The sequence below is a fragment of the Delftia sp. NA_296.1 genome, from assembly GCF_052692095.1.
Window position 1 is genome coordinate 23,739 of the sequence record NZ_JBQZGF010000006.1, and the last position, 13,547, is coordinate 37,285.

15 protein-coding genes are annotated in these 13,547 nt (G+C 66.0%); 1 reads left to right on the forward strand and 14 read right to left on the reverse strand.

The genetic code is table 11. The features are described 5' to 3' along the window. Nucleotides 1-5: 5 nt before the first annotated feature. From ACUTR7_RS16020 to ACUTR7_RS16060, 9 genes are all read right to left on the reverse strand, one after another. A complete protein-coding gene (locus tag ACUTR7_RS16020) occupies nucleotides 6-1,694 on the reverse strand; it encodes a hypothetical protein (protein WP_445609239.1) in 1,689 nt (562 codons plus the stop codon). Between the two features lie 18 nt (nucleotides 1,695-1,712). Next, nucleotides 1,713-2,384, reverse strand: coding sequence for a phage adaptor protein (locus tag ACUTR7_RS16025; RefSeq protein WP_445609240.1), 672 nt, complete (start codon nucleotides 2,382-2,384; stop codon nucleotides 1,713-1,715). Then, nucleotides 2,381-2,830 (reverse strand): hypothetical protein, encoded by a 450-nt coding sequence (locus ACUTR7_RS16030; protein ID WP_445609241.1) that lies wholly within the window; start codon nucleotides 2,828-2,830, stop codon nucleotides 2,381-2,383. The genes ACUTR7_RS16025 and ACUTR7_RS16030 overlap by 4 nt, the downstream gene beginning before the upstream one ends. Before the next feature lie 68 nt (nucleotides 2,831-2,898). Further along, nucleotides 2,899-3,378 carry a hypothetical protein gene (locus ACUTR7_RS16035; protein WP_445609242.1) on the reverse strand — a complete coding sequence of 160 codons (480 nt, stop codon included), beginning with the start codon at nucleotides 3,376-3,378 and terminating at the stop codon, nucleotides 2,899-2,901. Between the two features lie 60 nt (nucleotides 3,379-3,438). Continuing rightward, nucleotides 3,439-4,725 carry a phage capsid family protein gene (locus tag ACUTR7_RS16040; protein WP_097203120.1) on the reverse strand — a complete coding sequence of 429 codons (1,287 nt, stop codon included), beginning with the start codon at nucleotides 4,723-4,725 and terminating at the stop codon, nucleotides 3,439-3,441. Nucleotides 4,726-4,742: 17 nt separating this feature from the next. After that, nucleotides 4,743-5,804 carry a hypothetical protein gene (locus tag ACUTR7_RS16045; RefSeq protein ID WP_445609243.1) on the reverse strand — a complete coding sequence of 354 codons (1,062 nt, stop codon included), beginning with the start codon at nucleotides 5,802-5,804 and terminating at the stop codon, nucleotides 4,743-4,745. 232 nt (nucleotides 5,805-6,036) lie between these two features. After that, nucleotides 6,037-8,370 (reverse strand): portal protein, encoded by a 2,334-nt coding sequence (locus tag ACUTR7_RS16050; protein WP_445609244.1) that lies wholly within the window; start codon nucleotides 8,368-8,370, stop codon nucleotides 6,037-6,039. Then, nucleotides 8,367-9,914, reverse strand: a complete 1,548-nt coding sequence (locus ACUTR7_RS16055; RefSeq protein WP_047473737.1) for a terminase family protein — start codon at nucleotides 9,912-9,914, stop codon at nucleotides 8,367-8,369. Before ACUTR7_RS16055 ends, ACUTR7_RS16050 begins: the two co-directional genes overlap by 4 nt. Further along, a complete protein-coding gene (locus ACUTR7_RS16060) occupies nucleotides 9,911-10,795 on the reverse strand; it encodes a terminase small subunit (RefSeq protein WP_445609245.1) in 885 nt (294 codons plus the stop codon). Before ACUTR7_RS16060 ends, ACUTR7_RS16055 begins: the two co-directional genes overlap by 4 nt. Before the next feature lie 453 nt (nucleotides 10,796-11,248). Here ACUTR7_RS16060 and ACUTR7_RS16065 point away from each other — a divergent pair, with 453 nt between their 5' ends. After that, nucleotides 11,249-11,398, forward strand: coding sequence for a hypothetical protein (locus ACUTR7_RS16065; RefSeq protein WP_445609246.1), 150 nt, complete (start codon nucleotides 11,249-11,251; stop codon nucleotides 11,396-11,398). Between the two features lie 65 nt (nucleotides 11,399-11,463). Here ACUTR7_RS16065 and ACUTR7_RS16070 read toward each other — a convergent pair whose 3' ends face one another. From ACUTR7_RS16070 to ACUTR7_RS16090, 5 genes are read right to left on the reverse strand one after another with little or no spacing between them, the layout of a single operon-like run. Then, entirely contained in the window at nucleotides 11,464-12,012 is a 549-nt protein-coding gene (locus ACUTR7_RS16070; protein ID WP_445609247.1) for a hypothetical protein, read from the reverse strand. Beyond that, nucleotides 12,009-12,533 (reverse strand): hypothetical protein, encoded by a 525-nt coding sequence (locus ACUTR7_RS16075; protein WP_445609248.1) that lies wholly within the window; start codon nucleotides 12,531-12,533, stop codon nucleotides 12,009-12,011. Before ACUTR7_RS16075 ends, ACUTR7_RS16070 begins: the two co-directional genes overlap by 4 nt. Next, nucleotides 12,530-12,787: a hypothetical protein gene (locus ACUTR7_RS16080; RefSeq protein ID WP_445609249.1), complete on the reverse strand. Its 258-nt coding sequence runs from the start codon at nucleotides 12,785-12,787 to the stop codon at nucleotides 12,530-12,532. Before ACUTR7_RS16080 ends, ACUTR7_RS16075 begins: the two co-directional genes overlap by 4 nt. After that, on the reverse strand, nucleotides 12,780-13,100 hold the full coding sequence (locus tag ACUTR7_RS16085; RefSeq protein ID WP_445609250.1) for a DUF4406 domain-containing protein: 321 nt from the start codon (nucleotides 13,098-13,100) through the stop codon (nucleotides 12,780-12,782). Before ACUTR7_RS16085 ends, ACUTR7_RS16080 begins: the two co-directional genes overlap by 8 nt. Continuing rightward, on the reverse strand, nucleotides 13,097-13,519 hold the full coding sequence (locus ACUTR7_RS16090; protein WP_445609251.1) for a hypothetical protein: 423 nt from the start codon (nucleotides 13,517-13,519) through the stop codon (nucleotides 13,097-13,099). Before ACUTR7_RS16090 ends, ACUTR7_RS16085 begins: the two co-directional genes overlap by 4 nt. Nucleotides 13,520-13,547 lie beyond the last annotated feature (28 nt).

A 13,547-nucleotide genomic window follows, 5' to 3' on the forward strand; every position in this document is an offset into this window, starting at 1 on the left:
CGCCCTCAGGTTTTGCGCCGCTGCACCCCGGCTGCATCAACGAACAGCGCGCCCTTTTCCAGCTTGGCCAAGTCATCAGGGCTGCGCACCGTCGGCAGTGCTCCAGAAGCCCCCGCATCCACCTGCTGCACCTCGCCCGTGACGGCGTTGTGCCGGATGATGCTTCCCTGGCTCGTGGAACCGTCTGCATTCTTCACCGCAGGCGTGACCGTGACCTTCCAGGGCGATGGATCGGCATCGCCTCGAATCGCGCGCATCGACTGCTGAGCCTGCTGCTTCTGCTGGGGCGTGGCATTGGGATCGAGGAGCGTATTGCGCAGCTGCTCTTCCTGGCGCTGGGCCCGGGTCTTAAAGCCGCGCGCCTCTGCCTCGCCCTGCAGGCGCTGCTGCTCGATGCCCACGCGCATGCCCGTGCGCCCGGTTTCGCCGGCCTGCTGCATGGCCTCGCGCTGCAGGCCGCCGGATTGCTGCATGTCTTCGCGCATGAGGCCTGCGTTCTGGCGCATGGTCTCTGCGTCCAGGCCTGGCTGGGCCTGGCGCAGCGCCGAGTCGGTTTGCAGGGCGGCCTGGTAGGCGGCCACGGCCGGCGGCGGGCCGGACTGAGCGCCACCGCCACGGAAGCGGGCCATGCCGGCCGAACTCCACTCGGGCCGGTTCATGATGCTGCTCGCGCCGGTCTCCAGGTTCTGGAGGTCTTTACGTGCCTGCCAATCGTTGCCGGAGTGGGCGACGGTTGGTGCACGGAAGCCTGGGAAGCCCAGGCGGGGCTGCTCGACCTCGGTGCGCTGGCCAGGCGTAAAGCCGCGGGCTGTCGATTGCGCGGCCAGGTTCTGGGCTGCCAGGTCGTTTTGCCGCGATGGCAGGCCGCGCGGCTGGGCGCCCAAGGCCGCACCCTGTGCACTATCGGAAAAGCTGTTGCCCTGACGGAAGATCCCGGGCTGGACTTCCTGAGGCGCGGCCGAGCTGGGCGGCCCCATGGTGCTGCCAGTGGGTGGCGTGGCCTGCGGCGTTGCAACTGAGCTTGCTGGTGCTGTGGAGGGCGCGGGGCTCGCCATCGTAGAGGCGGCAGCAGGGGCTGAAGCTGCGGCGGCACCTCCCCCGATCCCGGCGCCGACCGCAAGTCCACGCGCGGCGTTGGTCCCGGAGTTGATGGCGCCACTGATCGCCCCGCCCGTGCGTCCCACAACGGACAGAGCGCCGCCCAGTCCAGCCGGTGCAGCATTTGCCAGATTCGACACATTGCGGCCCAGCTCGGTGTTCATGGGGTTGGACTGCGAGCCGTCTGGAGTCGGCGCTTTGGGGTAGCCGCCCAGAGGGATCTGGTCCTCTGGCGCACCACCGTTGGCGAAGAACACCTTGGGCTTGAAGCCGCGCGGAACGAATGCCTGCTCGGGTGCTGGTGTGTGGGTGGCATCGACGGCGGCCTGCAGCGCCCCGGCCCCGCCCATGGCGTGCACGGTATCGGGCGGCAAGACGAACTCACCCGGTTTCACCATGGCGGGGATGGAGTCGGGCGCCTGGTTCTGGGCCTGGGCCTTTCGCGCCTCCAACACCGATGTAGGGCCAAAGCCGAGGCCGGGCCCTGGCTGGCCTCGCTCCTGCTCGCTGCCGCGCGGCCGGAACCCCAGGCGCGGCTGGTTGGCCAGCGCTTCGGCCCTGGCCTGCTTCATTTTCTCGGGATCGAATCCTCGCATGCTCTTCTCCTCCTGCTCTCACAGGGTATGGACCACGGTCACCTGGGGCTCGTCATGACGGGTCGCACGGCGCAGATCGGCATCGGGTCGGGCGCCGAAGTAGGCTTCGAACTCCCCCAGGGATGTGGCCGACCGCGACGGGTCGAAGCCATCGGAATCCGGCAGCCCGAAAGCGCGATGCAGCGCCCAGTGCACGAGATAGGCGTGGTGAGCCTCGTGAATCTCGGGTTTGTCGTTGCAATTGGTGAGCTGCTTAAGCGGCAGTCGATAGGCCTCCAGCCGCAGCGTCCCTGCCTCGCGCGGCGCAGGCACCAGGCGCAGCCGCGTCTCGGTCTGGATGGCGAAGCGAGGCTCGCCCGGCCCGTGATCGCGCCAGTGCGGATGTTTGGAATCCAGAAACTCGCGCGACACGAGGTCCAGCCCGCGCGCGTGCGATGTCGCCGCGCTCACGAACCGCAGATGCGATATCTCGTAGACCTTGGGGTGCAGTTGATGGCTGGCCGCGCCGGCCGCGACGGCGATTTCGCACACGGCAGGCGTCGAGTCGTCCAGCAGCAGGCGGCCACGCACCGCAGCTTCGGCCTGGGCTTCATTGAGCCAGGCCAGCACCTCTGGCTCGCCCCACAGATAAGGTTGCTCCCGGTCGAGGGAGTCCACCCGGAACTGTTCCACCAGCTGCTGAACGTTCATACCGCGCCGTACTCGTCAATGAAGGCGAACACCTTGGCGCGCATGTTCTCCAGGGTCATGGTCTTGGGCACCACTTGGTTGTAGGTGTCCTTGGCGAACACCTGCAGGCCGTCCTTGTCCATGTTGGAAACCTGGTCCAGCAGTTCCTGGCGGCGCACGTCCTTGGCACGCTGCTCGTCCTGCAGGCGCTGGGCCTCGGCGAGTTTGGCGGCCGTATCGTCCAATGGCGTGATGGTGGGCTGCTGCTCGCCCTGCCCCGTGCCCACGTCATCCGCCACCGCTGCGCGCTGGAACATGTCGCCGTGTCGCAAGAACTTCTTGGCGATGGAGGCCGGAAGGCCGCGCACCTGCTCCGAATCAAACGAGAGGCCGGTGCCATACAGGCGGTCGATGTACGAGGGGCGGCGCCCGATGTACTGGACCGCGACTTTGGTTTCTTGGTTCATCATGAGCCTCAGCGGTTCATGCCAGCGCGGAAAGAGGCGTCGCCGCCCCTTTTGGCCGCGCGGCGGGGTCAGTCCGCGCCCAGGCCTTCGCCGTGGACGATGAGATCCAGGTAGCCAGCCTCGGCCACGGCCGCGCCGGTGATGGTCAGCAGCAGCGTCACGCCTGCAGGGAACTTGGCCAGCTTCTTGGTCAAGTTCAGGCGTAGGTTGGCAACAGCGGCCAGGTCGATGCCGGCGCCGAAGTAGTTGGCGGCCTGGGGCAGCTCGGGACGGTCCACGCCGTCGGTGTACTCGAAGCCCAGCGAGGCCGTGACGCCCGCGCCGAAGCCGTTGGACACGATCAGCGACACCGCCTCGACCAGGAAGCCGGGTTGCAGCGTGTTGATCTGCACGACATCGTTGACGGCCAGCGCAGTGATGGCGTTGGAGCGCACCGGGATTCCCGTGGCGCCCGTTTCCAGCACGCTGCGGATGGTGGTGACGTTCCCATAGGGACGGGCGCCGCCGAACTGATTGCGGTCGGCGCCGAGGATTTTGATCTTTGCCATGATTGGCTCCTTTGGAAGTTCAGGAAGTGAGACAGGGAGCCGCGCTCCCTGCCCCAGGCCTTACAGGCTGCGACCGAAGATCGGCACCACGGTGTCGATCACGGTGGCGCCGTGGTCGGTGAACTCGACCCGATCACCCATGTTCACGGCGAAGCGGATCTTGGAGGCGCCCAGGATGCCGCCGATCATGGCTTCGAGCTTGTCCTCGAAGTCGTCGTCCTGCTCCTTCCAGAAGTACGGCAGGCCGTTGTGGCGGCTCTTGGCGTAGCCCTTGGCCAGGGCCTGGCCGCCCAGCAGGATGGCGCGATCCACGGCAAAGGTTTCGCCGAAGGACTGGGGCACGATCACGCCGGCCTCGGTCTCGCTGTCGAACTGGGTGCAATACTTGATCTCGTCGCCCGCGAAGAAGCGGATGGGCTTGGGCATCTTCACGATGAGCACCCCGCTCCACAGCGCAACTTCAGGGTTGCGGAACAGCGGGTGATCCTTGGCGTTGCGGGCGCGGGCCAGAGCCTGGGCTTGGTAGTTGCGGAAGTTCGGGTCGGTGGCGAACTTCTCGTACTGGGCATCCGACACCAGCAGAACACGGAACGGGCTGTCCTTGGCCATTTCGTCGCCGTCGAACTCCACGGGCGGCGGCGGCAGCACCATCTGGCCGAGGAAGCTGCGGATGGCATCCACGTTGGACATCTTCATGATGTCGGCCGTGGTCAGGTCCACCTCGCCGCCATTCACCTTGAAGCGCTGGACCGAATCCCCGTCCACGATGAAGTGGCGGTTCTTGGTCGGAGCCTTCACGCGGTTCACCACCACCTTGTTGAAGCGTGGATCCGCCGCGAGGGGGATGCGCCAAGTGATGTTGTCTTCGAAGCCGCGCGCGCCGGCCATGTGCACCAGCGACAACTGATCCTCGTAGTTGTCCATGGCGCTTTGCAGCAGCGGCTTGGCCAGGCGGTAGATATCCACGGGGCTGCGCACTTCGTCCATCACGCCGCCCAGGTCCAGCGGGAAGCGGGCCTGGTTCACACGCAGGCGGTCCTCGGACAGGCTCACGCCCTCACCGCGACCAGCAGCGTACTCGCCGCCCATGATGGGGATGCCGCCCACGGGGTTGACGAAGTTGAACTTCAATTCGTCGCCCTTGCCCTTGCCCATGTCCATGGTCTGGACGATGGGCATGGTGTTGCTCGTTTGGTTGGCAATCGAGCTGGCGGCTGTATCGATCTTCGGGAACTTGCCCGTCAGGCGGTTGATGTTGGAGTGGCGCTTCTGCGTCGCAGTGAAAACGCCAACGGCTTGTTGCACCAGCTTTTGCTTGTCGCTGGCCGACATCGCGGTCTTGGTCATGTCAGTCCTCGCTCAGTTCAGGTTTTTCGGTTGAGGAACCCTTCGCGCTGCTCGTCCGTGAGGTCGGCCATCGCGTTGAAGAGCTCCATGCCTTCGAGCGAATCCAGCCGTTCGAACAGCGACCCGCCACCCGGACGGCCGCCCGAAATGTCCGAGAGGCTGTTGGGTACGGGCACTGCGAGGGCCGCCAGCTTTTCCTTGGCGGCCTTGGCCGGGTCGTTCGGGGGATCCTTTGGAGCGGGCGAGGCGGCAGCGGCGGCGGCCTTGTAGTCCTTGAAGAGCTCGATCACCTGCTCGGTGGTGCCACCGTCCAGCACGCCGCGAGCGGCGCTTTGCGCATAGCTGGGCATGGCCTTGAGCCACGCATCAAACTCCGCGCTCTGGGCGATGGAATCCACGTCGGGGTGTGCCGTGTAGATGGCGTTCGTGTGCACTTCATGGGCCGAGGCATGGCGGTGCTGACGCAGCGGAGCCAGCTCGCGCTCGACTTCTGCCTGCAGTTCCGCCTTCAGCTCTGCCTTCAGCTGCTCGCGGGTGGCCGCGTGCAGCTTCAGCAGGCCGGCGCGCAGCCCTTCTTCCGAGTAGTCGCCGAACAGCTCCGGATCCGCGCCAGCCTCGATGGCCGCGCCTGCCTGCGCTGCCAGCTTGTCCGTCTCGGTCGGGGCCTTGCCATCGGCAGCGCGTTGGCCCGCCTGTGCCTGCAGCACGGCCAGGGCGGCCTCCGCTGCGGCGGCACGGGCGGTCTCACGCTCGGCCTCAGACTTCCAGCGCTGTTCGCCCTGGCGTGCCTGTTCCAACTTCTCGTAGGGGATGGTGTGCTTGCCGTCCTTGGCCAGGACCACGGCATTTGCCGGGTCTGGCTCGGCCGGCGCAGCATCGCCCCCGGGCTTCGCTACCGCTTCCACAGCGGGTGCAGCAGGAGTGTTTGCCGGATCAGTGGCGGTCGCTGGCGCGCCGCCGGGTTCCTCGGACGCTGCCGAGGTATCGCCATGCAACCCAGCGTTGAGCATCTGGGTCAACTGTCCGGCCGACAGTTCGCCGCCCGCGCTATTCAAAGAATCCTGTTGTGATGTCGTCATGCCTGTCCCGCCACATATCGCCGTGGCCGCATGGGCCAGCAATCAGGAGCAGCGCCTGGGCGCCGCGCCATCTGCTTTTGAATCCGCAGCGCCGAAGCGCCGCAGTCATCGCCACAGCGACATGCGCCGCGGCTTGGAAGCAGTGTCAAAAAGCGGGGAGGTAAAGGCCAACCCTAGACAGAGCGGCAATGAAAACGCCGCCCGAAGGCGGCGCTGGCCGAAGCCAATGGAATCAAGCGCCCTGCGGCAGGTTGTCGTCGGGTGCGGTGGTCTCGATGCCCTGCATGCCGCGCGCCGGCTCCTGCGGGATGGGTGGGAATGCTGGGCTGGTGTTCTCGCGCACCTGCCCGATGTCGCCCGCCGCGGCAGGGCCACCCGACTGCGGCACTGGGCCACCAGCAGCAACGCCAGGTACCGGGAAGTCCGGATCGTCACCACCTGGGTTGGGCTTCTGGTAGCCCGCGCCCTGCATGATGGCGTCTGCGATGGGCGCGATGGCAGGATTCATGGCGACCTGGGCCCCGCCCTGCATCGCCGAGAAGGCCGCCTGCACGCCCACCTGCACAGCGTCGGCCATCACCTTCTTGATCTGGGCGTCCGTCAGGCGCTCCTTCATCTCCAGCTCGCGCGCCTTCAGGTCGTGGCCGGCCTTGGACAACGCGGCCTGCACCTCCTGCTGAATACGCTGCTCGACCTGCTCCGGGCTCTCCTGGGAGCCGGCCGCGCGCAGGGCTTCGATGATCTCGCGCTTGTAGGGCGTGTCCATGAGCGCAACCATGTAGGGCATGGCGGCCTGCTGGAACTGTGGCGGCATGGTCTTGATGACCTCCTGCATCGCATACAGCTGCTGAGAGCGATAGCCGGGCGTGCTGGGCACGTCCTCGAGCTGGACCTTCAGCAGGGTCCGCTGCACGTCGTTGCTCAGGTAGGAGTAGCCGGCCGGGTCGGTCTCGATCTTGTTGAGCACCACCGAACGGTCCTCGGTGACGGCATCGCCCTCGATGATCACCGTCTTTTCCTTGGCGCCCAGGTCCTGGACGATCATGGCCAGCAACATCTCGCCCATCAGCGTTCGCGCGCGGCGGAAGTTGCCCATGATCTCGCCCAACGCCTGGTTGGCCTGCTCCAGCTGCGTGCGCTCCTGCAGGCCGCTGGTCGCGTTGCCGCGCTGGCCCGTGAAGGCAGCCGGCGCCGCGGACAGCTGCTCAAAGACCGCGCGGCAGTCGTTCATGAGCTGGTGCTGCTGCTCGGTGAGCTGCACGTCTCGCTTGACCTCGAAGCGCGCGCCAGGCTTTGCCATGTGCTCCTGGTCCAGCACCACATGGGCGTTGCGCCGGCCGATGGTGCGCCGCAGGACCGCGTCGGGCATATTCGTGGCGCCCTTCGTGTTCTCGACCCGGTAGGCGGACAGGCCCCAGCGCATGAGCGCCGTGCCGCTGTTCAAACTGTCCTGCTGGTAGATCAGCCCGCGCACGTAGCCATAGGGCACGCGCGTGGAATCCTCGCGGAAGCCCCAGAAGATCACATAGGGGAAATGGCTGTGCGGATATGGCGTGGGGCTGTCGTGCAGCTTGTGCGGCCCGAGCCAGTAGCTGCGGCGCACCTTCGCCACGATGGCCTTGAAAGCCTTGGTCATGCCCGTGGCCAGACCGTAGTTGTGAGCCTGGTTGCCCGCGTCGTACTCGACCACGCGGCCATCAGGAGACTCGATGAGCACCACCTCGACCCAGCGCCGATACCAAAGCTCGGTCAGGCACAGCTGCTTGTTCGTGCGGTCGTACCAGCGCGCTTCTTCCACCGTCCAGCCGCGCGCATCCTGGCCCGCATTGGTCAGGCCCGTGGAACTGCCGCCCTGGTTGGCCAGCCGGCCCGGATAGCCCTGCTGCCACCAGGTGGCGCCATTGCGGCCACAGGACAGGATCAGTTCGCGCGCCTGCGGAAATGCGCGCGCGATGCGCTCGGGGTGCAGCCATTTGTCCCGCTTGAAATACCGCGCGTCGCTGAGATCCCACTCCTCCGCCGTCCAGTCCCACCGCACCTCGCTGCGCCGCACGACTGCGCATTTGTAGCGGTATTGCGTGGGGTCGCTCACGCGCTGCACCCCCACGCAGCCAAAGCCCACGGCGGCCTGGGGTCGGAAGGCATCGCTGCAGGCATTGTCGGCATGGGACTCGCGCTCGGCCTCGTTCAGCTCGACGTTGAGCGCGTCGGCCACGTCCTTGCTGCCCGTCTGGCCATTGGCCGTGACGCGCCAGTCCGTGCGCGTGGTCTGCTCGTAGCCTGTGAGCGCACGCAGCGTGGGCCCGATGCGGTCTTCAATGGCCGGCGGAATGCCCTGCTCCTTCATGGCGTTCAGCAGCTCGGTGTCCAGCTGCTTGCCGTCCGCATAGTCCATCTCCTTGTCCGCCGCGATGCGCCAGGGCGGTTCCTCGTCCATCTCGCGCAGCCATTCCGTGTATTCGTGGAGCGATACCTCGCCCTCACCCATGCGCAGATCATCATCCCCGTCGTCCAGAGAGCCCTCGGTTTCGGGCGAGTCCACGTCCATCGTGCTGGTGTTGATCAATTGAGCCTCCAATCGGTCTCTTCGGGTTCTTCGTATTCATGGCGCTTGCTGCCGGGCTCAGGGATGCCCTGGACAAAGGTCATTGCCACCGCGTCGCCCTTGTCAGGGGAGCGGCCCAGCGCCTTGCGGATGTCGTCCTTGGACAGCATCTGGATCGCCGCGACCCGGCCCAGGGTCACGACCTTGTAGCGAACTGCCGTCAGGTCGGCCAGCAGCTCGGGGTCGGGCGGCAGCGCGATGGGATTGGGGTTCGTCGGGTCCAGGGCCTCGCGCAGCAGCCAGTACATTTCCGCGCGGCGGTTCCGGAAGCGCAGATTGCCGGCCTTGGTCATGGCGTTGGACGTTTCCGAGCCGTTGACTGCGAGCACCAGCAGGTTCAGGCCCACGATGAAATCCAGCGCGCTGGAGCCGATGCCGATGCTGTCCACGCAGATGCACGCACCGTCGCGCACCAAAGGCGTGACAAAGCCAGCCGTGGTCGGGCCGTCCTTGGTGACCGCGCCCGGCACGGTGATCAGCTCATCGAACCATGCGCCATGGCGCCGCGCCGCCGAGGTCTTGTCGATGCCGCCGCGCGCAGGGTCCAGGCCCAGGGCCGTCATGCCGCCCTTGGCTTCGCGCGGCTTCCACCGGGCCTGCGCCGCCTTCACCCACTCGGTGGGGATCACCTGCCAGGCCGGGTCGGCGCTGCCCGCGTTGAAGTCGCCGTTCAGCATCTTGCTGCGCAGTGGCTCGGGCAGAGACTGCAACGTGGCCTTGTAGCCCGTGGACAGCAGGAACAGGTTGTCGTTCACGCTGGAAGGGATGAACGTCCGGCTCTTGGGCGTCATCAGGTCCGGGCCAACCATGACAGGCTCGGGGCCAGGCACCTCCTGGTCCTCGCCCTTCTCGTTCGTCACAAACCAGCGCAGCTCACCCGGCTTGGCTGGGTTCGGGTGCGAAGGCTCCAGCCACGGCGCCCAGAAGCGCTTCACCCATTCCCCTTCTGGCTCGGTAGGCGGATTGCCCGCGCACACCACGCGCTGGCGGATGGTCGGGTCATCGGTGCGCAGCCAGCCGATCAGGGAACGGAACTGCAGTTCGGTGAAGTGGGTGATCTCATCGAAGCCCTTGAAGTCATGCGCGCGGCCCTGGTACTTGATCCAGTCGCCCGGCTCCTTCACGCTGCCCAGCTCCAAGACCTTGCCCTGTGGCAGCCGCCAAATGCCGTCCTGGCTGTTGTAGCCATCGCGCGTGCCCAGGATCGAGGTCATGCGCTCTTCGATGCCGGTGAGCTGCACGGACTGGCGCCGGAAGATGATGCTGTGCTTTTGCTTGGTCAGCGGCAGGCCCAGCAGCAGATCGGTCTTGCCGCCGCCGGCCGCGCCACCGTAGAAGACGATATCGGCGTCGGACTCGAAAGCTACGGTCTGGGGGCCAGGCTGCGGCACCCAGATGGGCGCATCGCCAGACAGCAGCAGAGAGTCCAGCTCCGCGCGCGTGTCCGCGTCCAGGCCCTTGAGCAGATCCAGGATGTCGGCCGTGGTCAGCGCGGGCGTGGTCATTTCTCACTCCGTTTCGCCGCGAGCGTGGCCAGCAGCATGGCCGCGCCTGGGCCGCCATTGAGCAGTGCCGCGAGCCGCACAGCCCGCTCTGCATCGGTCATCTGCTTGAGCATGAAGGGATCGCTCTTCTGCTCGTTGTCCTTCTCATAGAGGCCGGTGTGCTTGAACAGCTTCTCCAGGATGGCCACCTTGTCATGGAACATGACCTCGATGCCGTACTTGCCTTCCTTGGCTCCCGCATACAGAGCGCGGGCGGGCGTGCTGAGCTTGCGGGTGTCCTTCGTCACCACGCGCGAATGACCATCGCCGCCGCACTGCGGGCAGTCCGGGTTGGGCTCCAGCAGTGGGTTGAAGCCAATGCCGCCCTGCTCATCGAACTCATCGGGCGCGTTGCCCTTCACGGCCCACAGCTCACGGTCGGCGTTCATCTCACCCACGGTGCGCTGGTATCGGTTGCCCTCGCCAAAGCAATGGCGACAGCAGCCGGTCTTGACCTCGACCAGTTCACGGGGATCGGCGACCAGGATGTTCAGGGCCTCGGTGAGCACGCGGTCAGCACTGACCTGGGTGCGCTCCTGCTGCTGCTTCCGTGCCTCTGCGATTGCCGCCTGCAGGTAAGGTTTTGCTAGGTTTTCCGTAGCAATCTGTTTGGCTGTATGCACGCTGTAGCCGGCGCGAATCGCGGCCTGGGCACCATTGAGGTCAACGAGATACTCCTCCACGAAACGCTGCTGCTTCGGAGTCAGGGCTTGGCCATCGTGCGTCTTTGCCGCCGGGCGCTTCGCAGGAACGGCAGAGCCTGCGGCCTTCTTCGCGGCAGCAGGCTTCTTGGGGACAGGTTTCTTTGGAGGCTCGGACTTGCCGGCAGGACGTTGGGCCATGGCCGGAAGTGTTCACGGCACAGCCAGTGGGCGTCCAACCCTAGGCGGGGCCGTGACGGCCGTCCCGCCGAACCAGTTTGCCCAACCTCAGTTCAGTCACAAGGGTGCAAGAGAAGAAATCCCGAAATGCCCCAAGCAACTGAAATGCGAGCCCATAGATGTCTTCAAATTGGGCTATAAGTTGCTGCTTCAAATTTGATAGCAAGTGTACAAAGTAAGCAGACTCCCACGAAGTCCACTCAACCTCCTACAATTTGATGGCGGCAAAAAACAAGGCCCCACTATTAAGCAGGGCCTTGAGCGCGAAGTTCGAATTGCAGCTCAGACTTCACGCGTGCAGCGGTTCATCAACCTTTGCATTCGGATTGTAGTTGACAACTATTACTTTTTCGTCAATTAGCTGTTGACGTGACTGTATGGTCATCAGTCCGGTGCGCCAACTATGAAAGCACCATGGCGCTCACTTTTCTACAAACGCTAGACGCGATCACTCGCCTCATCATCAACCTGCAAACCATCTACCAAGGTTTGAACGGCCAGCAAAGTGGCGCGCATTGGCTAGGGGATTGCATCGCCTACATAGCGCGACTCTTGGGCAGCTGATGTAGCCAGCCAGCTCTCATGGATCGCCCCTGCCGACGCTTCGTGGGCAGGGGTGCGAAGGTCAACTACGAACCCGCCACATCAAGTAAATCGGCTTGACGCGGGTCCGCCCGCTTCAAGCCCTTCAAGCCTCTCACCTCTCTTTCAAGCGCCCGCCGCTTCGCCACCTCTTCCAACAACTGGTCCTGTAATTCCGTGACGCGTGTCAGCGCCGTGTGTTCCAGGGCCACGCCCGCCAAGCCTTGGCCAAGGCGCGCGGCCTCAGGGCGGACGAGGTGCAGCACATGCTCGCCGATCTCCACCATGGTCCGACCATCGTTCAGGTGGACGATCACCACATCCCGCGCCGGCCCGTGCTGGTGCACCGGGCGATAGCACTGCTTCACCGCCGCGATCATCCCCTCGCCGCGCAGCACCTTGATGCGGTCGTCCACTGTGGTGAGGTTCAGGCCCGTCATCTTGTGGATGCGGTCACGCGTGGGCTCCTCGCCGGCCTCGTGCAGCTGGCGGATTGCCTCATAGACCTGCGTCAGCGTGGGCACGGCCTCGACCGCGCCCGTGTCCGGATTGCCGCCGGCTGTCTTGTGGATGGTGCTGGTGGTGGCTTGGTTCATGCGGTTTCACTCCAGAGTGGCAGGCGTTGTGGCCATTGGCCGGATTCGAGGATGGTGTGGCGGGTGATGCGACCCCATTCGAGTCCATAGTCCCGATGGGCTTCGCGGCCGCCGTCTACAAGGCGGTATTGGTCGTATGCGACGTGGCAGCCCTCGATGTCGGGGCGCGTGCAGCACAGGGGGAAGCCCGTGCGGTCGTCGGTCTTGAGCGCGAAGCCCTTGCCGAGGTTGAGGTGTGCGTGCTGAGAGAAATCGCAGATGCCGCACCAGATGCACGGCAGCGCGGCGACGGCGCGGCGGTAGGCTTCGCATTCGAGGATCTCGGCCTTGGGCACGACCAAGCCCGTGCTGGCCCCGCCCATCACAACGATGCTGGTGCACGCCATGCCGGCGGTGGCGCGTGCACTGTCCATGGCGCGGGCCGCGCGCTGCGCCAGACGCTCCTCTCGGTCTTGCGCTGGTGCGGCGGCCGGCCGGCGGCCGAAGCCGCGGCTGGGCCAGGTGCTCCGGTTCTGGATCATCGGATGTCGCCCTCCACATCCACCTGCACCAGGAAGCCGTGATCGTTCATCACGCACACGCGCGTGGGGCCGTACTGCTGCAGGGTGCAGCAGCGGTTGTAGGCCCAGGTGGAGAGGCGGTACCGGCCATGCGCGTCCGGGCCGTGGGTGTGCTCTTCCGCAGTGGCATCGCGCCACAGCGGCGGGTACTTCTGCTTGGGGCGCTCCTGGCCACGCATGCCGCGCCGGGGCAGATCTGGGCGGAAATCAATCATGGGCACCGCCCTCCCCTGTGCTGGCGTCGAAGTCCTTCACCTCCATGCCCAGATCCAGGGCCAGGCCGTGCTCGACGCGTGCGCCCTTGGAGCCGCGCCAGCCGGGCAGCATGTAGACCGAATCGCAGGTGCACAGCTGCGGCAGCGCCAGGCGCATGTAACCGGCCCAGCTCCCGCATGCTGGCGCGGGGTTCTCGGCAGGGTTCTCGACGTGGTGGCCCTGGGCGCGCAGAGTGGCGGCGGCGCGGTTGAAGGCCGGGTAGTTGAACTCGGGCAGGCCTGTCATCGGGCCAGCGATGTAGATCCGCTTCATGGCCGGGCCCTCCGGAAGGACCACGCGATCATTGCGGCGTCACGCTGGTGCTGATTGCTGCGGCCGGCCCAGCCTGTGAGGCGGCTGAATGTGGCGGCATCGATCTTTGCGCCGTGGGCGCCGCCGGCCTTGGCGCTTGGCGGCATGCCGTGGCATGGGATGCCCAGCGCCGCGCACAGGCCAACGATCAGCTTGCACCAGGCGTCGATCTCGCCGACGTTGCGCGCGATCTTCTTGCGGGCGCCGTCGCTGCCCTTGGCCGTCCAGGTGCGGCGCGCGGCGCGGCTGTCCTCGAAGATAACCAGCGTGGGCTGGCGCTCCTGCAGCACCAGGGCGATCTGAGCCGGCTCGACCTCCTCCAGGGCCTGCAGCTGGCCATCCACGATCCAGGCCAGGCCAGTGTGCTTGCCCGGGTCCATGCCCAGCACCGTGATTGGGCCCTGGTGG